Origin of the sequence: Pseudoxanthomonas composti (assembly GCF_004122095.1) — a bacterium.
Taxonomy (GTDB): Bacteria; Pseudomonadota; Gammaproteobacteria; order Xanthomonadales; family Xanthomonadaceae; genus Pseudoxanthomonas_A; species Pseudoxanthomonas_A composti.
This window is the reverse complement of sequence record NZ_SAWZ01000001.1, coordinates 321,290-345,087: the sequence shown is the minus strand read 5'-3', so window position 1 is coordinate 345,087 and position 23,798 is coordinate 321,290. Positions and strand designations below refer to the sequence as shown.

Here is a 23,798-nt window from a genome sequence, read left to right as displayed (position 1 = left end):
GCCGGCCGAGCGTGCGACATGAGCACTACCATCGCCCACTGCTGACTGCCCCGCATGGCCACCTGACCGCAAGGCGCCCATGGGGCGCCTTCGTGCTTTTGATATCCCCCCATCCGCACCGCCCCGCCGCAGCCACGCTGGCCGGCCGAATCGAACCAAGCCCATGATCACCATCACGCTCCCCGACGGCAGCCGCCGCGAATTCGAAGCCCCCGTTTCCGTCATGCAGGTCGCCCAGTCCATCGGCGCGGGCCTGGCCAAGGCCACCGTGGCCGGCGCCGTGGACGGCGTGCTGGTCGATGCCAGCGACGTCATCGACCACGACGCCTCCCTGCGCATCATCACGCCCAAGGACGAGGAGGGCGTGGAGATCATCCGCCACTCCTGCGCCCATCTTGTCGGCCACGCGGTCAAGCAGCTGTACCCGGACGTGAAGATGGTCATCGGCCCGGTGATCGCCGAGGGCTTCTACTACGACATCTACTCCGAGCGCCCGTTCACGCCTGAGGACATGGCGGCCATCGAGGCGCGCATGGTCGAGCTGATCGCGCAGGACTACGACGTCATCAAGAAGCTCACCCCGCGCGCGGAAGTCATCGAGACCTTCAAGGCGCGTGGCGAGGACTACAAGCTGCGTCTGATCGAGGACATGCCGCAGGACGTGCAGGCCATGGGCCTGTACTACCACCAGGAATACGTGGACATGTGCCGCGGCCCGCACGTGCCGAACACGCGCTTCCTCAAGGCCTTCAAGCTGACCCGCATCTCCGGCGCCTACTGGCGCGGCGATGCCAAGAACGAGCAGCTGCAGCGCATCTACGGCACCGCCTGGGCCGACAAGAAGCAGCTGGAGGCCTACATCCAGCGCATCGAGGAGGCCGAAAAGCGCGACCATCGCCGCATCGGCAAGCAGCAGGACCTGTTCCACCTGCAGGAAGAAGGCCCTGGCCTGATCTTCTGGCACCCCAAGGGCTGGGCGATCTGGCAGGTGGTCGAGCAGTACATGCGCCGGGTCTACCGCGAGAGCGGCTACGGCGAGGTGCGCTGCCCGCAGATCCTGGACGTGTCGCTGTGGAAGAAGTCCGGTCACTGGGACAACTACCAGGAGAACATGTTCTTCACCGAGTCGGAAAAGCGCACCTATGCGGTCAAGCCGATGAACTGCCCCGGCCACGTCCAGGTGTTCAACCAGGGCCTGCACAGCTACCGCGACCTGCCGATCCGCTATGGCGAGTTCGGTGCCTGCCATCGCAACGAGCCTTCCGGCGCGCTGCACGGCATCCTGCGTGTGCGCGGCTTCACCCAGGACGATGGCCATATCTTCTGCACCGAAAGCCAGATCGAGGACGAGGTGCGGGCCTTCCACCAGCAGGCGCTGAAGGTCTATTCGGATTTCGGCTTCGAAGAGATCCAGATCAAGATCGCCCTGCGCCCGGAATCGCGCCTTGGCGACGATGCCACCTGGGACAAGGCCGAAGATGCCCTGCGTTCGGCCCTGCGCGCGGCGGGCGTGGAATGGCAGGAATTGCCGGGTGAGGGCGCCTTCTATGGTCCCAAGATCGAGTACCACCTCAAGGACGCCATCGGCCGCACCTGGCAGCTGGGCACCATGCAGGTGGATTTCATGATGCCCGGCCGCCTGGGCGCCGAGTACGTGGACGAGTACAGCCAGAAGAAGCACCCGGTCATGCTGCACCGGGCCATCGTCGGTTCGATGGAGCGCTTTCTGGGCATCCTCATCGAGCACCACGCCGGTTCCTTCCCCGCATGGCTGGCCCCGGTGCAGGTCGTGGTCGCCAACATCACCGACGCCCAGGCCGACTATGTGGAGTCCGTGAAGAAAAGCCTTGCAAATCAAGGCTTCCGGGTTGTGTCGGATTTGCGTAACGAGAAGATCGGCTTTAAGATCCGCGAGCACACGCTGCAGCGGGTGCCATATCTGCTGGTGGTCGGCGACCGCGAGAAGGAAAATGGCGCCGTTGCGGTGCGTACGCGTTCCGGTGAGGATTTGGGCACAATGTCCATCGAAGCCTTCACGGAGCGACTACGCGCCGAGCAGGCAGCTTGACGGCACCGGCGCGTTCGACGCGCCGGCCAACACCACAACGGAGACTGCAATATCAGCACCCCCGACAACAAGCAGAACCGCAGGAATCATGAAATCCGCGTGCCGCGCGTCCGCGTGATCGGCAGCGATGGCGAGATGATCGGCGTTCTGTCGCGCGACGAAGCCCTGGCCAAGGCCGAGGACGAAGGCCTGGATCTGGTCGAGATCCAGCCGCAGGCGGACCCGCCTGTCTGCAAGATCATGGACTTCGGCAAGTTCAAGTTCGAAGCGCAGAAGAAGGCCAACGAGGCCAAGAAGAAGACCAAGCAGGTCGAGATCAAGGAGCTCAAGTTCCGTCCGGTCACCGACGAGGGCGACTACCAGATCAAGCTGCGCAACATGCGCCGATTCCTGGAAGAGGGCGACAAGGTCAAGGTCAACATCCGCTTCCGTGGCCGTGAGATGAGCCACCAGGAGCTGGGTCGCGAAATGGCCGCCCGCATTGAGGCCGACCTGGGCGATGACATCATCATCGAGTCGCGTCCGCGCCTGGAAGGCCGGCAGATGGTGATGATGATCGCGCCGAAGAAGCGCTGATCCGCCCGCGGTTCCCTGAAAGAGCGCGCCTGACGGCGCGCTTTTTTCTTGGCCTGGCGATCCCTGCGGCAGGCAAAGCCGCTGATTTGCAAGGGAAAGGCCAGTCAGGCATAATGCGCGGCCCGGTTTCGTGCCGGGGCGGCCTTCGGGCCTGATGGAACCCGTCTTGATCCTTGCGGATCAAAGACTTACAAGCCGACATGGGCAGGATGGAAAGCGCGGCAGATGCCGCCGCCCGGTCAGTTATCGAAGAATCTAAGGACATCGCAATGCCCAAGATCAAGACCCACCGAGCCGCCGCCAAGCGCTTCCGCAAGACGGCCTCGGGCAAGTTCAAGGCTGGCCACGCCAACCGTAGCCACATCCTCACCAAGAAGGCGACCAAGCGTAAGCGCGGTCTGCGCGCGACCAACATCATTCGTGCCGAAGATTCCGGCCGTCTGAACCGCATGCTGCCCTACCTCTGAGGATATAGACCATGGCACGAGTCAAGCGTGGTGTGACCGCACGTCGCCGTCACAAGAAAGTCATCTCCCGTGCGAAGGGCTACTACAACGCCCGCCGCAAGGTTTTCCGCGTAGCCAAGCAGGCGGTCATCAAGGCCGAGCAGTACGCCTACATCGGCCGCAAGCAGAAGAAGCGCAATTTCCGCTCGCTGTGGATCACCCGCATCAACGCGGCTGCCCGCATCAACGGCATGAGCTACAGCCGTTTCATGAACGGCCTGCTGAAGGCCGGCATCACCCTGGATCGCAAGGTGCTGGCGGACATCGCCGTGCACGATGCGGCGGGCTTTGCGGCCCTGGCCGAAAAGGCGAAGGGCGCGCTGGCAGCCTGAAGGCTGCGGTCTCCACCGTGATGTGAATGACAGCGGCTTGCCGCTGTAGACGTGGGGAAGGGCGCAAGTCCTTCCCCATTGTTTTTTGTGTCTTGGCGACACGGCCGCCTGCGGCGGCACGCATGGAACCCTCTTTCGAACCCATGAGCGATATCGAAGTCCTGACCCGCGGCGCGTTGGACGACATTGCCGCTGCCTCCACGCCGGACGCCGTCGAGGCGTTGCGCGTGGCCCTGCTGGGCAAGAGCGGCAGCGTCACCGCCCAGCTCAAGCAGCTCGGTGCGCTGCCGGCCGATCAGCGCAAGGCTGCCGGCGAAGGCATCAACCGCGCGCGAGATGCGATCTCCCAGGCGCTGGCCGCGCGCAAGTCCACGCTGGAAGAGTCCGCGCTGGACGCACGCCTGGCGGGCGAGGCGATCGACGTGACCCTGCCCGGGCGCAATGCCGAACGCGGCGGCCTGCATCCGATCACCCGCACGATGGAGCGCATGGCCGACATCTTCGGCCGCCTGGGCTACGACTTGTCCGATGGCCCGGAGATCGAGGACGACTGGCACAACTTCGAGGCGCTGAACTTCCCGCCGCACCACCCGGCGCGCGCCATGCACGACACGTTCTACTTCGGCGACGGTCGCCTGCTGCGCACCCACACTTCCGGCGTGCAGGTACGTTACATGGACGACCTGCTCAAGTCCGGCGGGCAGCCGCCGCTGCGCATGATTGCGCTGGGCAAGGTGTATCGCAGCGACAGCGACCAGACCCATTCGCCGATGTTCCACCAGTGCGAAGGCCTGCTGGTGGACGAGCACTCCACCTTTGCCGATCTCAAGGGCACCTTGTCCGAGTTCGTCCGTGCCTTCTTCGAGCGCGATTTCCAGATGCGGTTCCGCCCCAGCTATTTCCCGTTCGTGGAGCCGGGCGCGGAGGTGGATATCGCCTGGCAGCAGCCCGACGGCAGCACGCGGTGGCTTGAAGTCCTGGGCTGCGGCATGGTGCATCCCAACGTACTGCGGGCGGTCGGCATCGACCCGGAGCGCTACACCGGCTTTGCCTTCGGCATGGGGGTGGAGCGGCTGGCGATGCTGCGCTATGGCGTCAGCGACCTGCGCGCGTTCTACGAAAGCGACGTGCGCTTCCTGCGCCAGTTCGCCTGATCATCGGTCCTTCTGCCTGATTTGCGGCGCCACGCCCGTGGCGCCCTACGGAATACGACGATATGAAATTCTCCGAGAACTGGCTGCGCAGCCACGTGCCGACCACCGCCAGCCGTGATGAACTGGCGGCCACGCTGACCGCCATTGGCCTTGAAGTGGAGGAGGTCACCGCGCTGGGCGAGGGGCTGGAGCAGGTCGTGGTCGCGCAGATCGTGGCCTGCGAGCGCCACCCTGAAGCCGATCGCCTGCAGGTCTGCCAGGTCGATGCGGGGCAGGGCGTGCAGCTGCAGATCGTCTGCGGCGCGCCCAATGCGCGCGCGGGCCTGAAGGCGCCACTGGCCTTGGTCGGTGCCCACGTCGCTGGCATCGTCATCAAGGCCGCCAAGCTGCGTGGCGTGGAATCCAACGGCATGTTGTGCTCGGCCAAGGAGCTGGGTGTGGACGCCGATGCGTCCGGCTTGCTGGAACTTCCCGCCGATGCGCCCGTTGGCACGCCGATTGCCGACTTCCTGGGCCTGCCCGATGCCAGCATCGAGATCAAGCTCACGCCTAATCGCGCCGACTGCTTCAGCGTGCGCGGCATCGCCTACGACGTAGCCGCGGCCTGCGACAGCCAGGTGGTGGCCTTCGACGCGACTCCGGTCGCCGCGACCCACGAGCGCGTGCTGCAGATCCGGCTGGACGCCGGTGCCGATGCGCCGGCCTACTGCGGCCGCATCATCGAAGGCATCAACGCCCAGGCGCCGACCCCGATCTGGATGGCCGAGCGCCTGCGCCGCAGCGGCGTGCGCCCGGTCTCGCTGCTGGTGGACATCACCCAGTACGTGATGCTGGAGCTCGGCCAGCCGATGCACGCCTTCGACCGCGACACCCTCAGCGGTCCGGTCGGCGTGCGCCATTCGCGCAAGGGCGAGTCGCTGGTGCTGCTGGACGGCCGGGAGGCGACGTTGGATGACAGCTTCCTGCTGGTCACCGACGGCGATCGCCCCGTTGCGCTGGCGGGGGTGATGGGCGGCAAGGACACGCGGGTGACTGATGTGACCACCAATGTGTTCCTCGAGGCCGCGCACTTCATCCCGGCCGCCATCATCGGCCGCGGCCGCAAGCTGGGCCTGCACACCGATGCCTCGCACCGTTTCGAGCGCGGTGTGGATCCGGCCCTGCCGCGGCAGGCCATCGAGGTGGCCACGCGGCTGGTGCTGGAACTGGCCGGCGGCCAGGCCGGCCCGGTGGTCGAGGCGGCGCTGGCGCAGCGCGCCCCCGCCAAGGCCATCGGCTTGCGCCGGGCGCGCATCGCCCGCGTGCTCGGCATCCAGATCGCCGATGCCGAGGTCGAACGCATCCTGCGTGCCCTGGGCATGGAGGTGGCGGCCGATGCCGACGGGTGGCAGGTGTCCGCGCCCAGCCGCCGCTTCGATATCGCCATCGAGGAAGACCTGATCGAGGAGCTGGCGCGCATCCATGGCTACGAGGCCATCCCGACCACCTTGCCGGCCGGCGCCGCGCGCATCATCGCGCCCTCGGAAAGCGTGGCCGATGCGGCCACCCTGCGCCGCCAGCTGGTGGCGCGCGGCTATCTGGAGACGGTGAATTTCGCCTTCGTCGAACACGGCCTGCTGGAGCGCTGGGGGCTGATCGACGCCCTGGTGCCCTTGGCCAATCCGCTCAGCGCCGAGTTGGCGGTGATGCGCCCGGCCCTGTTGCCGGGCCTGGCCGATGCCCTGCAGCGCAATCTGGCGCGCCAGGCCGGCCGCGTGCGTCTGTTCGAGACCGGCAACGTGTTCCGCGCGGTCCAGGGGCAGGCACCACAGGAGACCTTGCGCGTGGCCGCCATCGCCTGTGGGGCGGCGCGCGCCGAGCAATGGGGCGAGGCCGACCGCGCAGTGGACTTCCACGATCTCAAGGGCGACCTGGAAAGCCTGGCGGCCGTGGCGGGCGCCCGGCTGGAACTCGTTCCGATCCAGGACGGTTTCGGCCACCCGGGCCGCTCGGCGCAGGTACTGCGCGATGGCGTGCGCATCGGCTGGATCGGCCAGCTGCATCCGCGCCTGCAACGTGCGATGGACCTGGACGTGGAGGCGATCGGCTTTGAGGTGGACCTGGCGCCGCTGTCCAAACGTGCGCTGTCCCGCGCGACCGAAGTTTCGCGTTTCCCCTCGGTACGTCGCGACTTGGCCTTCCTGGTCCCCGAGAACGTGGAGTGGGCAGCCCTGTCCAAGGCGGTGCAGGACGTGGCGGGCCCACAGCTGCGCGAGGTGCTGTTGTTCGACCGCTACGTCGGCAAGGGGGTCGAAACGGGACACAAGAGTCTTGCTATGGGCTTGATTTTGCAGGACAACTCGCGCACGCTCACTGACCGCGACGTGGAGACGACCGTGGCGGAGGTGGTGGCCGAACTGGACCGTCGCTTCCAGGCGCGGATCCGCGGTTGAGGCTCAGGGGGAAAGAAGGCGTGGCATTGACCAAAGCGGAAATGGCCGAAAGGCTGTTCGACGAAGTGGGGCTGAACAAGCGTGAGGCGAAGGAGTTCGTCGACGCTTATTTCGATGTCCTGCGCGACGCGCTCGAGCAGGGGCGTCAGGTGAAGCTGTCCGGTTTCGGCAATTTCGACCTGCGGCGCAAGAACCAGCGCCCCGGTCGCAACCCGAAGACCGGCGAGGAGATTCCGATCTCTGCACGTACGGTGGTGACCTTCCGTCCGGGGCAGAAACTGAAGGAGCGCGTGGAAAGCTATGCTGGATCCGGGCAGTAACCGCGAACTTCCGCCGATTCCGGCCAAGCGCTACTTCACCATCGGTGAGGTGAGCGAGCTGTGCGATGTCAAGCCGCACGTGCTGCGCTACTGGGAGACCGAGTTTCCCAGCCTGGAGCCGGTCAAGCGCCGCGGCAACCGTCGCTACTACCAGCGCCACGATGTGCTGATGGTGCGGCAGATCCGCGGCTTGCTGTACGAGCAGGGCTACACCATCGGCGGCGCGCGCCTGCGCCTGGAAGGTGAGGGCGCCAAGGAGGAGTCCGCGCTCAGCAACCAGATCATCCGACAGGTGCGAACTGAGCTGGAAGAAATCCTGCATCTGCTACGTCGCTAGGATCGATCCGATCCGGTATACTGCGCGGCCCGCCACGGCGGGGGCGCTTGTTTTTACGGGGTATAGCGCAGCCTGGTAGCGCACCAGTCTGGGGGACTGGTGGTCGTCGGTTCGAATCCGGCTACCCCGACCAACATCAGAAAGCCCGCGGCTCGCGCCGCGGGCTTTTCTTTTGGGCTTCGCAGAGGTGGGGGCAGCAGTGCGCTCGCGCGAGTAGATGCCCAGTCGGTTCCAACCGGCCTGGATCTGAGGCGGGCGTGGCGGCTTGGGCCCGCCCTCCCGAGCTGACTCGCAGCTGCGGTCCCTCCCGCCGGCTGCTGCCACGCCCCTGATCGGGTCAAGGCTTTGCGGCGGTGGATGAGGGATATCGCACGCTGAGTCCACGCGTTCGAACCGCCGTGTCGTTTCCAAAGCTGTATTCGCCCTGTGCTGTGGGCGCAGGGCGCTTCAGGTACGAGTGTCCTTGCTCGGGGATACAACCAAGTGCCGCCAATAGGTTGTTCTGGCACCGCGCAAAACGGGTCCCACTGGGACAGAGGCACAGGGGCAGCAGCAGCGCACTGCACTGTCTTGCTCGACCAACGCGGGGTGATGCGGAAAGGGTTGAACACTTGCGCCGTGCAACATTTCTTAACACGACAGCCGTCACAATCGCCCGGGTACATTGCCGGTTTCAGCGCCGGTTTGCGTACTCAACACCAGAAGCCGCACTGCAGCTGCATGAACCCCAGCCCCTTGCAACGATTGAAAAGGGTTGGACGTCCTGGGGCTGCATGCAATAGTGCGATGCAGCACCGTCTGCATCGGACCGGCATCGTTCCAACGCCGAATAGGCCACGTGCGACGAGGTGACATCCGCCCGTCACGCTGTCTATGAGGCTCACCACTTCCATTTCCAAGGACCGCGATCACCACCCATGGGCAACGTCCAACGCAGTGTCACCCGAGCCTGGTCTCTCCTGCTCGTCATCTCGCTCCTGTTCCTGACCTCCTGCAGCAGCCGTCCCGTCGCCAGCGACATGCCGCCTCCCGACCCGCTGGCAGGTGTCGTGGCCGATACCGACTACCTGATCAGTGCCGGCGATCTGCTGACCGTTCAGGTGTTCCAGATCGAAGAGCTCGAGCGTCAGGTCCGGGTCGACAACTCCGGTCGTATCACCCTGCCGTTGATCGGCACCATCAAGGCCGCCGGCCTGAGCGAAGATCAGCTGCAGAAGCAGATCACCGAGCTGTATTCCAAGACGTACCTGCAGGATCCGCAGGTCACCGTGCTGGTCGATGAGTTCACCGGGCGTCGTGTGACGGTCAGCGGTGCGGTGACCAAGCCCGGCCTGTACCCGGTGGTCGGTTCCAAGCTGACGCTGCAGCAGGCCATCGCGCAGGCCGAAGGCGTGAGCCAACTCGCCAGCCGCCGCAATGTGGTGGTGTTTCGCCAGATCGATGGTGAAAAGAAGATCGCGCGCTTCGACCTGCCTGCGATCGAGAAGGGCGAAATGCCGGATCCGGAGATCTATGGTGGCGACATCGTGGTGGTCTACCGTTCCGATGCCCGCCTGCTGCTGCGTACGGTGCTCGAATTGACGCCCTTCGTGATGGTGTGGAGGGCCTACCGATGAACCAGCGCGCCTACACGACCGACTATCCCGTGCAGCACGATTCGATGGGCCTGTCCGAATACTGGTACGCCATCCGCAGCCGGTGGTGGCTGGTGGCTGGCATCACGCTATTGGTGGTGCTGGTCACGCTGGCGATCACCTTCTTCATGACGCCGCAGTACCGCGCCACCTCCACGCTTCAGATCGAGCGTGATGCGATGAACGTGGTCAATGTGGAGAACCTGATCCCGAGCGAATCGCCGATGGATCGGGACTTCTACCAGACCCAGTACGAGCTGCTGCAGAGCCGCACCCTGGCGCGTGAGGTTATCCGCGAGGCCAAGCTGGGCAGCCACCCGCAGTTCAAGGAGGTCGCCGATGCCGCGGCCGCCAAGGCCGAGGGCCAGAGCGAGCGGGTCAAGCAGGACATGATTGAGCGCGCGCTCACCGGGCAGGTGCTTGAGGGACTGGAAGTGGAGCCCGTGCGTAACTCGCGCCTGGTCCGCATCCATTTCCAGTCGCCGGACCCGGAACTGGCCGCCAAGGTGGCCAACACCTACGCGCGCCTGTTCATCGCCAACAACCTGAGCCGTCGCCTGGATGCTTCCACCTTCGCGGTGAAGTATCTGTCCGAGCGCCTGGCGCAGTTGAAGAGCCGGGTGGAGGAGTCGGAAAAGGAGCTGGTGGGCTATTCGGCCGATCAGCAGATCGTTTCCATCGGCGACAACCAGCCCTCGCTGGCCGCGCAGAACCTGTCCGAGCTCAACGGCATGCTGGCCGCGGCGCAGGACGCGAAGATCAAGGCCGAGGCCGCCTGGCAGCAGGCGCGCAACGCCAGCGGCCTGGGCATTCCGCAGGTCTCGTCCAACCCGGTCGTGCAGAGCCTGCGCCAGACCAAGGCGACGCTGTCGGCCGAGTACCAGCAGAAGCTGTCCACGTACAAGCCGGACTATCCGGAGATGATGCGGCTGAAGAGTCAGATCTCCGAGCTGGACCGCCAGATCAATGCCGAAGTGGCCAACGTGCGTCAGTCGATCAAGGCTGAGTACGACGCAGCCACGATGCAGGAAAACATGCTGGTCAGCCGCATCGCCGGCCTGAAGGGCGATGAGCTGGATCTGCAGAACCGCAGCATTCGCTACAACATGCTCAAGCGTGAGGTGGATACCAACCGGCAGCTGTACGACGCGCTGCTGCAACGGTTCAAGGAGATCGGCGTTGCGGGTAATGTCGGCGCCAACAACATCTCGGTGATCGACTCTGCGGACGTTCCGACGCAGGCCTATTCGCCCCGGGTTGCGCTGTTCCTGGCGGTCGGACTGATTTTCGGCGTGTTCCTTGGCCTGGTCGCGGCACTGATCGCGTATTTTCTGGGAAGCGCACAGCGTGGCCTGCGTGATCGCTGACACGTAATCGAAAAGCCAATCGCGTGATTGGTACGCGATTGGTTGCGGTATCTACGTAAGTTTCTGATTAAAAAAAGAATCGCTTCAACCGCTCAGCGGGATGGGCAGCCGGTGCGTAGTGGCCGTAACGCCACGCACTGTGTCATTGTTGCCTCGCAGCAACCGTGGCTTGTTTGTCCTTGTTTCTCCGTTGACTTGTTCGGAAACGGTTTTCCTTCACCGTGGTACCAGTGAAGGGCTGTCTCCGAAATTCTGGCCTCACCCCCCTCGGGCCGCTCGGCACCACAAGGAATCGACCATGCTCCTGGCTGACCTCAGCAGTACGACCTACGCAACCTCCTCGCCACGCCTGTTGTCCAAGTACTCGGCCGCCGCGGACCTGCTGCTGCGTGTGTCGGATATCGTGCTGGTCGTTGGAAGCGGGTTAGTTGCCTACTGGCTGCGGTATGGCCAATGGCTGCCGGGTCCGGGTTATCGCGCAGCGCTCGCCACCACCTTGCTCTACGCGATCATCTGCTTCAGCGTGTTCCCGCTGTATCGCAGCTGGCGTGGGCGCAGCCTGGGCCGCGAGCTGGTGGTGCTGGGGCTGGCCTGGACAGGGGTGTTCACGCTGTTCGCGGTCCACGCGTTGATCGTGCAGATGGGTGAGCTGGTCTCGCGCCTGTGGATTGGCTCTTGGTATCTGGGCGGATTCGTCGCGCTGCTGTTGTCGCGCACGCTGCTGCGCAACGTGCTCAACCGCCTGCGCAGCCAGGGCATGGACGTGCAGCGCGTGGTGGTCATCGGCCTGCGCCACCCGGTGGTCAAGCTGCATCATTACCTGCGCAAGAACACCTGGGTGGGCCTGCAGATCGTGGGCTACTTCAAGAGCCCTTACGACGTGGCCGTTGGCGAGCAGACGCAGTCGCTGGAATGCCTTGGCGAACCGGAAGACCTCGAGGACTTCCTGTCGCGCACGCCGGTCGAGCAGGTGTGGATCTCGCTGCCTCTGGGTGAACGCGATGGCATCAAGCGTTTGCTGGCCGCCCTGGACCGCTACCCGATCCAGGTGAAGTTGGTGCCGGACCTGTTCGATTTCGGCATGCTGAACCAGTCCGGCGAGCAGATCGGCAACGTGCCGGTGATCAACCTGCGCCAGGGCGGCGTGGATCGCGACAATTACTTCGTCGTGGCCAAGACTCTGCAGGACAAGCTGGTGGCGCTCGGCGCGCTGCTGGTGCTGTGGCCGCTGCTGCTGGCGATCGCCATTGGCGTGAAGCTCAGCTCGCCGGGTCCGGTGTTCTTCCGCCAGCGGCGCCATGGCCTGGGCGGACGCGAGTTCAACATGCTGAAGTTCCGTTCCATGCGCGTGCATCAGGAGACGGACAAGATCACCCAGGCGACCAAGACCGACCCGCGCATCACCAAGTTCGGCGCCTTCCTGCGTCGCTCGAGCATGGATGAGCTGCCGCAGATCTTCAATGTCCTGGGCGGCAGCATGTCCATCGTGGGCCCGCGCCCGCACGCGGCCCAGCACAACAGCTACTACCAGTCCCTGATCAACCGCTACATGCAGCGCCACTACGTCAAGCCGGGGATCACCGGCTGGGCGCAGGTCAACGGTTTCCGTGGCGAAACCCCGGAGCTGCGCACGATGAAGAAGCGCGTGCAGTACGACCTGGATTACATCCGCCGCTGGTCGCTGTGGCTGGACATCAAGATCATCGTACTGACGGCCGTGAAGGTGCTCGGCCAGAAGACCGCCTACTGATGTCGCGCCAAGGTCGGGATTGCTCGGGCGCTGGTGAGGTGGCTCGAGGGGCATCGCAATCGGAGCGCTGGGCATGAGCGCCGTCTCGCCTGCCGCGGCCAGTGCCGTGGCCGAGCATCGCCGCAATCTGCTGATCGAGTGCATCCTGCTGTTCGCGGTGGGATACAACCTGATCCTGGCCGTCATCAATGCGCTGGCGATCTCGATCAGTCCGTCGATGGCCTACGCTGCCGAACTGCTCGCCTACGGTGGCTGCTTCGTGGTCGGCTTTCTGACGGTAGAGCGCCGCAAGCTGGCCATCGTGATGTCGGGCATCGGCCTGATCGCCCTGGTGGCGTTCTTTCGCTTCGTGGCGACGATGTCCATCGACCCCAAGTTCCTGCGCGATGCCATCATCCCGTTCGCCTTCGTCCTGCTCGGCGCGGCCTACACCGGCTCGGCGCCGAAGCTGTTCCTGCGCATGGCGGTGATCATCGGCTTGATCGCCGCGTTCGAACTGGCGTTTCCGACGGTCTACGGCGATGTGGTCAATCCCAAGTCCTACTTCGTCAACACGCGTGGCGCCAGCGAGGACTCGTTCTGGAACGAGGACAGCAATCTCTTCGTCAGCGCGACGCGGCCGGGCGATCGCAATTTCCTGGCCGGGAGCGGCCTGCCGCGTGCCTCCTCGATCTTCATCGAGCCGGTGACGATGGGCAATTACATCATCTTCTTCTGCGCGGCCCTGCTGACGTTCTGGCGCTCCTACGGACCCCGGCGGATTGCGCTGGCTATCGGGACGGTGTTGTTTCTCATCGTCGCCTCAGACGGCCGGCTGGCCGCCGGTACCTGCGTGCTGATGCTGTTGATGGCACCCTTTCTGCGCCGGTTGGACCAGCGCTTCGCCGGGGTGATCTTCTTGCTGGTGATCCTGTCGGCCTGGTTGCTGGTCTGGGTGACGCGCACCACGCAGTACGAGGACACGACCCTGGGGCGGATCTTCTTCACGGTCGATTCCATCACCCACCTATCGGCGGCGTCCTGGCTTGGACTGGACATGGCGTCAGCCTATCGCTACTTCGATAGCGGCATTTCGTATTTCATCGCGTCGCAGTCCATCCTGACGGTGCTTGCGTTCGTGCTGGCGTATTCGTTCGTGCTGTGGATGCCCTCGAGCAACGGTCAGTTGTTCAAGAATCTCTTCATCTTCGCCTTCGCGCTGAGCTTGCTGGTCTCCAACGGCTACTTCTCGGTGAAGACCGGCGCGCTGTGGTGGTTCACGTGCGGCTATCTGTGGCAATGGAAAGCCATGCGATCGGGCCTGGCGGACGATTCGCCATCTCCTAATCCCGGGATCGGACGTCATGTCGGTACTGCCGGGGTCGCCTGAGCCGCTACCGGGCGGCGGCAACTTCACCTTACCGCTGCAGCCCAAAGGCCGGGCGAGCGGTGTGGCAGCCGCGCGGGACACGCGCATCGATGCGGTCAAGGGCATCGGCATTGCCCTGGTCGTGATCGGGCATGCCAAGGGTGCCCCGGGGCTGTACACCGTGCTGACTTCGGCATTGACCATGCCGTTGTTCTTCTTCGTGTCAGGTTGGCTTTCCAGTGACGGTGCGCGGGCTCAGCAGGGCTTGCTGCAGCGGCAGCGGCACCTGGTGAAAACCCTGCTGTTGCCGTATGCGTTCTTTTTCTTCTGCGCGTACGCGTATTGGCTGCTGACTCGCCATATCGGGGAAAAAGCGGTGCGCTGGGGCGGCCTGCCATGGTGGGATCCGTTGAAGGGGCTGGTCACCGGGCTTGGCCCGGACCTGTACGTCAACGTTGCGATCTGGTTCCTTCCCGCGTTGTTCACCACGACGTTCTTCTTCAACCTGGGCAGGCGCTGGCTCGAGCCTCCTGCCTTGGTGCTGATTGGCATCGCCACGACCGCGATCTGGACGAGCATCGCGCCGCTGCCGTACCGGCTCCCGTGGGGTCTGGATATCGTGCCGGTTTCGCTGTTCTTCTACGCGGCCGGAGCCGCGTTCCGTCAGTGGGGTGTCCTGCGCCAGGACAGGGGCTTCAGCGCGATGTTGCTGGCGCTCGCTGCACCCTTGTGGATCTGGATGTCGCTTCGCAATGGCCGGGTGGATTTCAATCTGCAGGGATTCGGTCGGCATCCGGTGTTGCTGATCGGCGCTGGCGTGTGCGGCATCGTCGTGGTCATGTGCCTGGGCGAACTGCTCAAGGGTCTTGGATCGCTGGGATGGCTGGGGCGTAACACGCTGGTCGTGCTGTGTACCCATATCGTGGTGTTGATGGTGACCTCTGGCGTGGCAGCGGTCTTGAAGGTTTCAAGTCTTCATCACGGTATGGGGTGGGCTGTTTCGGTAGCCTTCATTGCATTGCTGGCAAGTTGGCCGATCCATTGGTGTCTCGCCCGCTGGGCGCCCTGGGCCATTGCCGCCAAGACACTCCCCCGATCGAGTACGCGCCCTGCATGAAGGTTGTCCATGTTGTCCGTCAGTTCCATCCCTCCGTGGGTGGCATGGAAGCGGTCGTCCTGAATATTGCCCGCCGGCACCAGGCCCGGGGAGGCGATAACGTCCGGGTCGTGACCCTGGACCGCGTGTTCGGCGAAGAGTCGGTCGCCCTGGCAGCCCGCGACAGCTTCGAGGGTGTGGAGATCTCGCGCATTCCCTATCGGGGATCGCGCCGTTATCCGGTCGCGCCCAGCGTGCTGTCCGAGATCCGCGATGCCGATGTCGTGCACGTGCATGCCATCGACTTCTTTTACGACTACCTGGCCTGGACCGCACCGCTGCATCGCAAGCCGATGGTGGTGTCTACCCATGGCGGCTTCTTCCACACCGCCTACGCATCGAAGCTGAAAACGCTGTGGTTCCAGACCATCACGCGTGCGTCCGCATTCGGCTACCGGCGCATCATCGCCACCAGCGAGAACGATGGCGCGATGTTCCGTCCGGTCGTGGCGCCAGCGCGCCTACGGGTGATCCAGAACGGCGTGGACATCGACAAGTTCGCAGGAAAGTCCTCGCCTTCCCCCGGCAAGACCATCCTCTATTTCGGCCGCTGGTCGGTGAACAAAGGGCTGGTGGAAACGCTGGACCTGTTCGCAAGGCTCCAGGCGCTGGATCCGGAGTGGCGCTTGATCATCGCCGGGCGCGAGTACGATCTGTCCCTGGCCGATCTCCAGGGCGCGGCGCGTGAGCGTGGCATCGTGGCCGGCGTCGAGTTCCATGCGGCGCCGAACGATGCGCTCCTCGCCGAGCTGATGGCGCGCGCGCAGTATTTCGTGTGTCTATCGCGGCACGAGGGGTTCGGCATCGCGCCAATCGAGGCAATGAGCGCCGGGCTGATCCCGATCCTGAGCCCGATCCCACCGTTTCAGAAACTCGTGCGGGAGGGCGGCGTCGGCTTGCTGATTGACCCCAAGGAACCACAGGCCGCCGCAGCCCAGGTCGCGACCCTGGCGAAACTGGACGCAGCGGATTTCCAGGCGCGACGCGAGCATGCGATGCGTTCGGTGACGCCCCATGACTGGCGCCACGCGGTGGACCAGTACGTGGAGGAATATCGGCTGGCGGCGGGTAAGCAGGCGGGGCAGGCGGCATGAGCGCGGTCGCGCACACCCATGGCAACCCGATGCGTCGCAGCCTGACCGTGCTGCAGTCGGTGGACCGCATCGATGACCACACCAATCCGTATCTGATCCAGCTGCTTCGCGCGTTGCCGGATCAAGTCCAGGTGCGGTTCTTCTCGATGCGCCGCGCCCTGTTCTCGCGCTACGACGTGTTGCACGTGCATTGGCCCGAGTATCTGTTCCGCCATCGGCATCCGTTGGGCACGTTGCTCAAGCAGTTCAGTGCGGTGCTGCTGTTATGCAAGTTGGCCGTCACCCGGACTGCCGTGGTGCGCACGCTGCACAACCTGGAACCGCACGAGGACAAGGGTTGGCGCGAGCGCACCTTGCTGAAGTGGCTGGATGCGCTGACCACCCGCTGGATCCGCCTCAACGTCACCACGCCGCTACAAGCGCCGGCCACCGACACCGTGCTGCATGGGCATTACCGAGACTGGTATGCCAGCAAGCCGAAGTCCGCGATGGTGCGCGGACGCCTGCTGCATTTCGGACTCATCCGACCCTACAAGGGCGTGGAGACCTTGCTGGAAACGATGCCGCAGATCCGTTCCGGAGGCGTGAGCCTGCGTATCGTGGGTTCGCCGGCCTCTGATGACATGCGACAGCTGGTGCTGGAGGCCGCAGAACGCGATCCGCGCATTTCCTCGCTGCTGCAGTATGTGGACGATGAAACGCTGGCGCAGGAGGTCAGCGCCGCTGAGCTGATCGTGCTGCCCTATCGGCAGATGCATAACTCGGGCACCTTGCTGTTGGCGTTGTCGCTCGGGCGTCCGGTGCTGGCACCGTGGAACAGCGCCACCCAAGCCATCGCCGATGAGGTTGGGGGCCATTGGGTGCAGCTCTATCACGATGATTTCGACGCTGCCGCCATCGACACGGCCCTGGCCGCCGTGCGTAGCGCAAGCCTATCGGCAGCACCGGACCTGTCGCGCCGGGAGTGGGCAGCTGCGGGTGAAGCGCACTACCGCACCTATCGGGCCGCCTTGGGGCTGCCGGTGGAGGCTGCTTGAGCCCTGCGACACAAGCACCTGGGAGTGCATCGAACAGTCCCCCGCCACCGCAGCGTTCACTGGGATCCCATGCCGCGCGCGGTGCGGCGGTCACGATGGGCGGGCAGGCTGCCAAGATCGCGATCCAGTTCGGCGGCATCATCCTGTTGGCGCGCCTGCTGACGCCCTACGACTACGGCCTGCTGGCCATGGTGGTGTCTATCGTGGGCATTGGCGAGATCCTGCGCGATTTCGGTCTGTCCTCGGCGGCCGTGCAGGCCAAGTCGGTCAGCCAGGCGCAGCGTAGCAACCTGTTCTGGATCAACTCCGGCATCGGCCTGGGCCTTGGCCTGGTGATCTTCTTCAGTGCCAGGGGCATTGCGGCGTTCTATCGCGAGCCGGCCCTTGTCCTGATTGCGCAGGTGCTGTCCTTCACCTTCCTGGTCAATGGCATGACCACGCAGTACCGCGCGCAGCTGGTGCGGGATCTGAAATTCGCCAAGATCGCCACCGCCGATGTCAGCGCGCAGGCGCTGGGGCTGGGTGTGGGCGTGGCCTGCGCATTGTTGTGGAAGAACTACTGGGCCCTGGTGGCGCAGCAGGTGGTGCAGTCGGTGACCGGGCTGGTGGTGATGATGATCGCCACGCGTTGGCTCCCGGGCCGGCCGCGTCGCCATGTGGAGATGAGCGGCTTCCTGAGCTTTGGCTGGACCTTGATGGCCACGCAGATGCTCGCCTATGCGAGCCAGAACCTGGGCCAGGTCATCATCGGCAACCGCATCGGCGCGCAAGCCCTGGGCCTGTACAACCGCGCCTTCCAGTTGCTGATGATGCCGCTGTACCAGATCAATGCGCCGGCCACGACGGTGGCGCTGCCGGTGCTGTCGCGGTTGCAGGACGAGCCGGCGCGTTTCGATGCGTTCCTGCTGCGGGGGCAGACCGTGCTGCTGCACGTGATCATTTCCATCTTCGTCTTCGGTTGCGCGCAGGCACGGCCACTGATCGAGTTGGTGCTGGGCGCGCACTGGGTCAGCGCGGTGGAAATCTTCCAGGTGCTGACCATTGGTGGTCTGTTCCAGGCTGCCGGCTACGCGGCTTATTGGGTATTTCTGTCCAAGGGGCTCGGCAAAGCGCAGCTGACGAACTCGGTGGTAGGTCGGGTGCTCATGATCGCGGCGATCGTGGTGGGCTCGCACTGGGGCGCCATCGGCGTGGCGGCCGGCTATTCCCTGGGGCTGGCGCTGATCTGGCCATTCTCCCTGTTCTGGATCTCGCGCTGCACCCAGGCGCCGGTGCGTGAAATGTTCCACAACGGCCTGCGTGCCATCCTTGGCTACGGGATCGGCGGCATCGCATCGTGGGCCGCCGTGCGCCACTTCATGCAGGACCAGTCACTGATCGTGCAGTTGCTGATCGGCGGTGCCGTCATGGCCTTGGCATTCGGCCTGGTGTGCCTGCTGTGGCCGGCCTTCCGGCGCGATGTCGTCTCCATCCTCAATAGTCGTTCGCTCCTCGCCAGCGCGCGGGCATCCAAAGGAGTTGCTTAATGAGCCACATCGCCATGTCTGCCTCACGCGCCATGCAGGATTCAGGGCCGGAGACGGCTGCCGCCGGGGGGCCAGAGCCTGCCCATGCGCAACCCGAGAGCGCGCAACCGCGCTTTCTGGTGCTATCGGCCCATGACTACCGCACGCCGCGGCGGGCCAACATCCATTTCATCACCGATGAGTTGGCCAAGCGCGGGCCCACCCGGTTCTTCTCGTTGCGCTATAGCCGCCTGTCGAAGATGAAGAACGACATGCGCTTGCCGCTAGACGAGACCGCCAACCAGGTGGTGCATCACAAGGGCGTGGATTGCTACCTGTGGCGCACGCTGGTCCATCCTTTCAACACGCACCGCAGCTGGTTGCGTCCGGCCGAGGACATGATGTTCCGCCTCTACGCCGGTCGCCCGCCGGCGCAGCTGGTGGCGTGGATCAAGGACTCGGACGTCATCGTGTTCGAGAGCGGGGTGGCGGTGGCCTTCATCGCCCTGGCCAAGCGCCTGAACCCGAAGGCGCGCCTAGTCTACCGCGCTTCCGATGGACTCAGCACGATCAACGTGGCCGATTTCATCGAGCGCGAGTTCGCGCGCGTGTGCGAGCAGCTGGACGTGATTGCGCTCGTGTCGCCGGCGATGGCCGCGGAGATCCCGTCCAAGCGTAATGTCTTCCATGTGGGGCACGGGGTGGACCCGGGCCTTGAGGAAATGGGCGACCCCTCGCCATACGGTGAGGGTATCCACGCGGTCTCGGTGGGTTCGATGTTGTTCGATCCGGATTTCATCGCCCACGCCAGCCAGGCCTTCCCGCAAGTGACCTTCCATGTGATTGGCTCGGGCAAGGAGCGCATGCCCGGCTATGGCGACAACGTGAAGGTCTATGGCGAGATGAAGCATGCCGAGACCATCCGCTACATCAAGCATGCGCGCTTCGGCATCGCGCCGTATTCGTCCGAGCAAGTGCCGGACTACCTGGCGGACAGTTCGATGAAATTGCTGCAGTACGATTTCTTCGGTTTGCCGGCGGTGTGCCCCAATCGTGTGGTCGGCACCTACAAATCGCGCTTCGGCTACACGCCGGGCGACCAGGCCTCGATCCAGCGGGCCATCGAGCAGGCATTGGAAGCGCCGCGCGTGCGTTATCGCACCTGCCTGGGGTGGCCTGAAACCACCGATCGCGTGCTCGACCCGACGCCGTATCCGGAGACGCGTCTGTTCTGAGCCGCACGCAAGGATTACACGGGGAACTCATCCACCAGGGGCCAACGTCACAGAGGAACGCTGAATATGTCGATGCTTGAGAATTTCGTGGAACGCAAGGAGCGGCAGTCGCTGTTCTGGTGGAAACCGCGGGATGGTTCGGTCAACGTCGGCGACCATTTGTCCAAGGTGCTGGTGTCGGCCATGCTGGCCCTGCGCGACACCAATCTGCTGCGCAAGCGCGCGGGCACGCCACGCATGCTGTGCATCGGTTCCGTTCTTCATTTCGCCAAGACCGGCGAGGTGGTGTGGGGCAGCGGCGTCAACGGCAAGATGCCGGCCGCCTCGCACCGTTTCACCGATCTGGACGTGCGCGCGGTGCGTGGCCCCAAGACCCGAGCGTTCCTGATGGACATGGGAATCGCGGTCCCCGAGGTCTATGGCGACCCAGCCTTGCTGTTGCCGCGATTCTTCGACAAGGCCTTCCTGATGCCTTCCCAGCGCAAGCCGTTCGCGGTGGTGCCGCATTTCAACGAGTCGCTGGACAAGTACGCTGGCTATGAGGAGCACCTGGTGTCCCCGCGCGTGGAACCCGGCGAATTCGTGCGCGGACTGCTTGGTGCCGAACTGATCGTCAGTAGCTCGCTGCATGGCTTGATCCTGGCCGAGGCCTATGGAATCCCGGCGGTCTACCTGGACTGGGGCAATGGCGAGGACCGCTTCAAGTACGACGATTACTACGCCGGCACCGGGCGGACGAGCTGGCGCTCGGGCAACACGGTCGAGGAGTGCCTGGACATTGGTGGCAACGGCAGCTTCGATCTTCGCCCCATCCAGGATGGCTTGATGGCGACCTTCCCCTATGACCTCTGGTAACGAATACGCGATGATGCAGCAGGCCAGCCCTTCCGCAAGCGGGGAGGAGATCCGGTATCTCGGCGGCTATCCGATCCTGTCCACGGAGCTTGACCCCTTCGTCGATGGCTTGCTGGCCTCGCTGGCGGCGGGGCAGTCGCGCTGCGTGTTCTTCGCCAACACCAACTTCGTCATGCAATGCCAGGCCCTGCGCCCGGCCTTGCGCGACCCGCAGGTGAGCATCGTCAACGACGGTATCGGCATGGATCTGGGTGCACTGCTGGTGCATGGCCGGAAATTCGCCTCCAACCTCAATGGCACCGATCTGCTGCCTTACCTGTTCCAGCGCAGCGCGCGTCCCTTGCGGCTGTTCCTGCTGGGCGGCAAGCCCGGCGTTGCGCAGGCGGCGGCGCAGACCCTTCAGCGTGAGCACGGGCAGCACGTGGTCGGCACCTGCGACGGCTATGGGGAAATGCGCGCGGCCGGTCCGGCACTGGTGGACCGGATCAACGCCGCGCAGGCCGACGTGCTGCTGGTGGCTTTCGGTAACCCGCTGCAGGAGGAGTGGATCCTCAAGCATCAGCGCGCGCTGCAGGTGCCGCTGAAGTTCGGCGTGGGCGCACTGCTGGATTTCCTGTCCGGCAATGCCCAGCGCGCCCCTGGCTGGGTGCGCAAGCTGCACATGGAGTGGTTCTATCGATTAACGCGCGAGCCGCGTCGCTTGCTCAAGCGTTACTCGGTGGACCTGGTGGCGTTCTTCTGGGTGTGCCTGCGCGCAGGAAAGCGTCCTGCATGAGTCGAACGTGGTGCGGGGGAGCGTGGTGCGAGATGAACGCGCTGGAGCAGCTGCTGACATGGATGGGCGATGCGCGCCTGCTGTTGCCGGTCATCGCCGCGATGGCGCTGCTGTGGTGGCGGACGCGCCCGCGCATGGCGCTGGAGTGGGGTGCTTTAGTGGCGGCTATGGGGGCAACGGTGGCCGCGTCGAAACTGGCCTACATCGTCTGGGGCATCGATTGGCAGACCCTGCGGTTCTACGGTTTCAGCGGCCATAGCGCCATGTCGGCCACGGTCTATCCCGTTGCCCTGTATGCGCTGTGCGCCCGGGCCCGCGCGCTGCGTTGGCCGGCGGTGGCCGCCGGGGCGTTGCTGGCGCTGGTGGTCGGGTTTTCGCGCGCGGCGATGAACCTGCACTCGGCCTCCGAGATCGTCGGCGGCCTGGCCCTGGGGACGATGGTCAGCGGCGCGATGATCTATCGCTGGCGCCAGCAGCTCGCCATCCACTGGGCGCCGATGGCCGGTGCCTGGCTGCTGGCGGTGCTGCTGGTGCTTGCAGTGCCCTCGGTGGCGATCGAGGACCTGCTGCAAAGGCTGGGCGGCGCGCTTCACGCCGCCTGAGGGCGAAACGCGAGCCGGCTCAGCCTTCGGTTCCCGCCTTGGCGCGTCGCTTGAGCCGGCGGGCCATGGCCCAAAGCGCAGGCGGCATCCAGCTGCGGGCCAATCGCTTGGCCGAGGTCTGGACCGAGTCGGGCAGGGCGCGTTCCATGAAGCTGGTGGTGCGGCCCTTGAGGATCTGCTCCACGCTTTCGCTGTTGGTGTAGTAGTACGAGGCCACCGAGCGCCGCGTGCGGCCTTCCGGCATGGCAAGCGGATGCGGGTGTCCATGCAGGCTGACCGGCGTGTTCTTCATCAGCAAGGTGGTGCCGAAGTCCGGCGCCACCTTGGTGACGCAGGTGCGGGTCCTGGCATCCCACAGCTCTAGCTCGCCGCCCCAGGCCGGGTCCCAGTCCTTGTTGAGATAGGTCAGCATCACCATCTCGTTGCGCAGGCCGTTGTGGCCATGGCGGTCGAAATCGCAATGGATGCCGAACTTGCCGCCGTTGCGGCTCTCGTGCAATCCGCCGCCGAACAAGGTCTGGTCCACGATCAGGTTATGGACATTGGTGACATGGCCGAGGAACTCGGCGAAGTACCCGGAGTTGACGATGCTGAAGTACAGCTGCGAGGCCGGCCCCAGGCGCGCACCCGGTGCCGAGCGGAAGGTCTTTTCCTGACGCGTGGTGAAGGTGTTCCAATCCTGGCGTGGGAACAGGTCGAACTCCTCGGCCACCAGCTCCAGCAGCGCCGGGTCGAACAGGCCCTGCAGGCGCAGGTGCTCGAATGGCCGCGCGTTGGCGAAGCGCAGGCCCAGACTACGAGCATAGCGCTCGTCGAACACGCGCTCGTCGACAAGCGTATTCAGGTCCAGGCGTCGGCCACGGATGGTGAGGTAATCCTCCCGTGCGGCGGGCAGGTCAATGGCGATCATGTCGGGTCCCCCTGTGGTTCCATTCCCGAGTGAAAGGTCAATCTCAAATGACACAACGCAAAATTCCTCTCGGGCAGGCCGCTGACATGCCGATCCGGAAGCGACGGCCGTGACGGATGCGCTGAGCGTCCTTTGGGACCATACCCGAGGGAATGGGATCCGTCTCGTGTTTGAACTGGGATAGTGCGCTCACAATGGTGGAACGTCCGTGTACGGTGGCCGCGTCGTTGGCAAGAGGTTTCAGTAGATGAATGGATTGGACGAGGGTGAGCCACAGAACGCCGCCTCTGAGCTGATCGCGCAGCTGGCGTTGGCGCCGCACCCTGAAGGCGGCCACTACCGCCGGACCTATGTCTCCCAAGCCGAGGTCTGTCGCGATGGCCAGTCACGCCCAGCCCTGACCGCAATCGCCTTCCTGCTGGCGCAGGGCGAGCGCAGCGCCTGGCACCGGGTGGATGCCGAGGAGGCCTGGCATTGGCAGCAGGGCGCGCCGTTGGAGCTGCGCATCTTCGATCCGGTCACCGGACACCTGCAGCGCCTGCAACTGGACGCTGCATCGCACGGCGGTCCCGCCATGGCCGTGGTGCCCTCGGGCTGCTGGCAGGCCGCGCGCACGCTGGGTGCGTTCACGTTGGTGGCCTGTACGGTTTCGCCGGGATTCGTCTGGGAGGGCTTTGCGCTGCTCGAGCCGGGGTCCGGGATCGCCAGGGCGATTTCCGCGGCAGGCGGCGATCTGGACTGAGCTCGCTCCTGCTCGACCATGTTGGCCTGATTGCGCTTACTGTGACGCGCTGACAAGGAGGAT

The 23,798-nt window shown here is 64.8% G+C and carries 22 protein-coding genes and 1 tRNA gene; 22 read left to right on the top strand and 1 reads right to left on the bottom strand.

Annotated features, from left to right (window positions below):
• The first annotated feature begins 163 nt into the window (after positions 1-163).
• From thrS to EPA99_RS01290, 21 genes are all read left to right on the top strand, one after another.
• Entirely contained in the window at positions 164-2,068 is a 1,905-nt protein-coding gene (thrS, locus tag EPA99_RS01390; RefSeq protein ID WP_129469395.1) for a threonine--tRNA ligase, read from the top strand.
• A gap of 51 nt (positions 2,069-2,119) precedes the next feature.
• A complete protein-coding gene (infC, locus tag EPA99_RS01385) occupies positions 2,120-2,644 on the top strand; it encodes a translation initiation factor IF-3 (protein WP_129469394.1) in 525 nt (174 codons plus the stop codon).
• Positions 2,645-2,913: 269 nt separating this feature from the next.
• Complete coding sequence (rpmI, locus tag EPA99_RS01380) at positions 2,914-3,111, top strand: 50S ribosomal protein L35 (RefSeq protein ID WP_014160066.1); 198 nt, start codon at positions 2,914-2,916, stop codon at positions 3,109-3,111.
• 11 nt (positions 3,112-3,122) lie between these two features.
• Entirely contained in the window at positions 3,123-3,482 is a 360-nt protein-coding gene (gene rplT / locus EPA99_RS01375) for a 50S ribosomal protein L20 (RefSeq protein ID WP_129469393.1), read from the top strand.
• A 143-nt stretch (positions 3,483-3,625) separates the two neighbouring features.
• Positions 3,626-4,636 (top strand): phenylalanine--tRNA ligase subunit alpha, encoded by a 1,011-nt coding sequence (gene pheS / locus EPA99_RS01370; RefSeq protein ID WP_129469392.1) that lies wholly within the window; start codon positions 3,626-3,628, stop codon positions 4,634-4,636.
• A gap of 62 nt (positions 4,637-4,698) precedes the next feature.
• Positions 4,699-7,068 (top strand): phenylalanine--tRNA ligase subunit beta, encoded by a 2,370-nt coding sequence (gene pheT / locus EPA99_RS01365; RefSeq protein ID WP_129469391.1) that lies wholly within the window; start codon positions 4,699-4,701, stop codon positions 7,066-7,068.
• 20 nt (positions 7,069-7,088) lie between these two features.
• On the top strand, positions 7,089-7,388 hold the full coding sequence (locus tag EPA99_RS01360; RefSeq protein WP_129469390.1) for an integration host factor subunit alpha: 300 nt from the start codon (positions 7,089-7,091) through the stop codon (positions 7,386-7,388).
• The gene (locus tag EPA99_RS01355; protein ID WP_129469389.1) at positions 7,369-7,725 is read left to right on the top strand and encodes a MerR family transcriptional regulator; all 357 of its coding nucleotides are present in this window, start codon (positions 7,369-7,371) and stop codon (positions 7,723-7,725) included. The genes EPA99_RS01360 and EPA99_RS01355 overlap by 20 nt, the downstream gene beginning before the upstream one ends.
• Before the next feature lie 56 nt (positions 7,726-7,781).
• A tRNA-Pro gene (locus EPA99_RS01350) sits at positions 7,782-7,858 on the top strand.
• A 784-nt stretch (positions 7,859-8,642) separates the two neighbouring features.
• Positions 8,643-9,341 (top strand): polysaccharide biosynthesis/export family protein, encoded by a 699-nt coding sequence (locus EPA99_RS01345; RefSeq protein WP_129469754.1) that lies wholly within the window; start codon positions 8,643-8,645, stop codon positions 9,339-9,341.
• Positions 9,338-10,726, top strand: coding sequence for a GumC family protein (locus EPA99_RS01340; protein WP_241688214.1), 1,389 nt, complete (start codon positions 9,338-9,340; stop codon positions 10,724-10,726). Before EPA99_RS01345 ends, EPA99_RS01340 begins: the two co-directional genes overlap by 4 nt.
• A gap of 298 nt (positions 10,727-11,024) precedes the next feature.
• A complete protein-coding gene (locus EPA99_RS01335) occupies positions 11,025-12,476 on the top strand; it encodes an undecaprenyl-phosphate glucose phosphotransferase (RefSeq protein WP_129469388.1) in 1,452 nt (483 codons plus the stop codon).
• 73 nt (positions 12,477-12,549) lie between these two features.
• Positions 12,550-13,845 carry a polysaccharide biosynthesis protein GumE gene (locus EPA99_RS01330; RefSeq protein ID WP_129469387.1) on the top strand — a complete coding sequence of 432 codons (1,296 nt, stop codon included), beginning with the start codon at positions 12,550-12,552 and terminating at the stop codon, positions 13,843-13,845.
• Positions 13,820-14,941 (top strand): acyltransferase family protein, encoded by a 1,122-nt coding sequence (locus EPA99_RS01325; RefSeq protein WP_129469386.1) that lies wholly within the window; start codon positions 13,820-13,822, stop codon positions 14,939-14,941. The genes EPA99_RS01330 and EPA99_RS01325 overlap by 26 nt, the downstream gene beginning before the upstream one ends.
• On the top strand, positions 14,938-16,074 hold the full coding sequence (locus EPA99_RS01320; protein ID WP_129469385.1) for a glycosyltransferase family 4 protein: 1,137 nt from the start codon (positions 14,938-14,940) through the stop codon (positions 16,072-16,074). The genes EPA99_RS01325 and EPA99_RS01320 overlap by 4 nt, the downstream gene beginning before the upstream one ends.
• Positions 16,071-17,111: a glycosyltransferase gene (locus tag EPA99_RS01315; RefSeq protein ID WP_129469384.1), complete on the top strand. Its 1,041-nt coding sequence runs from the start codon at positions 16,071-16,073 to the stop codon at positions 17,109-17,111. Before EPA99_RS01320 ends, EPA99_RS01315 begins: the two co-directional genes overlap by 4 nt.
• Positions 17,108-18,637 (top strand): lipopolysaccharide biosynthesis protein, encoded by a 1,530-nt coding sequence (locus tag EPA99_RS01310; protein ID WP_241688213.1) that lies wholly within the window; start codon positions 17,108-17,110, stop codon positions 18,635-18,637. The genes EPA99_RS01315 and EPA99_RS01310 overlap by 4 nt, the downstream gene beginning before the upstream one ends.
• Before the next feature lie 32 nt (positions 18,638-18,669).
• Positions 18,670-19,851, top strand: coding sequence for a GumK N-terminal domain-containing glycosyltransferase (locus EPA99_RS01305; RefSeq protein ID WP_425479150.1), 1,182 nt, complete (start codon positions 18,670-18,672; stop codon positions 19,849-19,851).
• Positions 19,852-19,911: 60 nt separating this feature from the next.
• Positions 19,912-20,706: a polysaccharide pyruvyl transferase family protein gene (locus tag EPA99_RS01300; protein ID WP_164978541.1), complete on the top strand. Its 795-nt coding sequence runs from the start codon at positions 19,912-19,914 to the stop codon at positions 20,704-20,706.
• 13 nt (positions 20,707-20,719) lie between these two features.
• A complete protein-coding gene (locus EPA99_RS01295; RefSeq protein WP_129469751.1) occupies positions 20,720-21,481 on the top strand; it encodes a WecB/TagA/CpsF family glycosyltransferase in 762 nt (253 codons plus the stop codon).
• A 32-nt stretch (positions 21,482-21,513) separates the two neighbouring features.
• Positions 21,514-22,083 carry a phosphatase PAP2 family protein gene (locus EPA99_RS01290; RefSeq protein ID WP_164978522.1) on the top strand — a complete coding sequence of 190 codons (570 nt, stop codon included), beginning with the start codon at positions 21,514-21,516 and terminating at the stop codon, positions 22,081-22,083.
• Between the two features lie 19 nt (positions 22,084-22,102).
• Here the strand turns inward: EPA99_RS01290 and EPA99_RS01285 are convergent, their stop codons facing one another.
• Entirely contained in the window at positions 22,103-22,993 is an 891-nt protein-coding gene (locus EPA99_RS01285) for a 2OG-Fe(II) oxygenase (RefSeq protein WP_129469380.1), read from the bottom strand.
• A 247-nt stretch (positions 22,994-23,240) separates the two neighbouring features.
• Between EPA99_RS01285 and EPA99_RS01280 the strand changes: the two genes are divergently transcribed.
• The gene (locus tag EPA99_RS01280) at positions 23,241-23,735 is read left to right on the top strand and encodes a cupin domain-containing protein (RefSeq protein ID WP_129469379.1); all 495 of its coding nucleotides are present in this window, start codon (positions 23,241-23,243) and stop codon (positions 23,733-23,735) included.
• The last annotated feature ends 63 nt before the right edge of the window (positions 23,736-23,798 follow it).

Coding starts and splice junctions, on each gene's coding strand:
- EPA99_RS01355 (WP_129469389.1), top strand. CDS start 7,369: ATGCTGGATCCGGGCAGTAACCGCGAACTTCCGCCGATTCCGGCCAAG.
- EPA99_RS01305 (WP_425479150.1), top strand. CDS start 18,670: ATGCAGGATTCAGGGCCGGAGACGGCTGCCGCCGGGGGGCCAGAGCCT.
- EPA99_RS01320 (WP_129469385.1), top strand. CDS start 14,938: ATGAAGGTTGTCCATGTTGTCCGTCAGTTCCATCCCTCCGTGGGTGGC.
- EPA99_RS01330 (WP_129469387.1), top strand. CDS start 12,550: ATGAGCGCCGTCTCGCCTGCCGCGGCCAGTGCCGTGGCCGAGCATCGC.
- EPA99_RS01290 (WP_164978522.1), top strand. CDS start 21,514: ATGAACGCGCTGGAGCAGCTGCTGACATGGATGGGCGATGCGCGCCTG.
- pheS (WP_129469392.1), top strand. CDS start 3,626: ATGAGCGATATCGAAGTCCTGACCCGCGGCGCGTTGGACGACATTGCC.
- thrS (WP_129469395.1), top strand. CDS start 164: ATGATCACCATCACGCTCCCCGACGGCAGCCGCCGCGAATTCGAAGCC.
- EPA99_RS01325 (WP_129469386.1), top strand. CDS start 13,820: ATGTCGGTACTGCCGGGGTCGCCTGAGCCGCTACCGGGCGGCGGCAAC.
- EPA99_RS01280 (WP_129469379.1), top strand. CDS start 23,241: ATGAATGGATTGGACGAGGGTGAGCCACAGAACGCCGCCTCTGAGCTG.
- rpmI (WP_014160066.1), top strand. CDS start 2,914: ATGCCCAAGATCAAGACCCACCGAGCCGCCGCCAAGCGCTTCCGCAAG.
- rplT (WP_129469393.1), top strand. CDS start 3,123: ATGGCACGAGTCAAGCGTGGTGTGACCGCACGTCGCCGTCACAAGAAA.
- EPA99_RS01340 (WP_241688214.1), top strand. CDS start 9,338: ATGAACCAGCGCGCCTACACGACCGACTATCCCGTGCAGCACGATTCG.
- EPA99_RS01345 (WP_129469754.1), top strand. CDS start 8,643: ATGGGCAACGTCCAACGCAGTGTCACCCGAGCCTGGTCTCTCCTGCTC.
- EPA99_RS01335 (WP_129469388.1), top strand. CDS start 11,025: ATGCTCCTGGCTGACCTCAGCAGTACGACCTACGCAACCTCCTCGCCA.
- EPA99_RS01295 (WP_129469751.1), top strand. CDS start 20,720: ATGCAGCAGGCCAGCCCTTCCGCAAGCGGGGAGGAGATCCGGTATCTC.
- pheT (WP_129469391.1), top strand. CDS start 4,699: ATGAAATTCTCCGAGAACTGGCTGCGCAGCCACGTGCCGACCACCGCC.
- EPA99_RS01285 (WP_129469380.1), bottom strand. CDS start 22,993: ATGATCGCCATTGACCTGCCCGCCGCACGGGAGGATTACCTCACCATC.
- EPA99_RS01315 (WP_129469384.1), top strand. CDS start 16,071: ATGAGCGCGGTCGCGCACACCCATGGCAACCCGATGCGTCGCAGCCTG.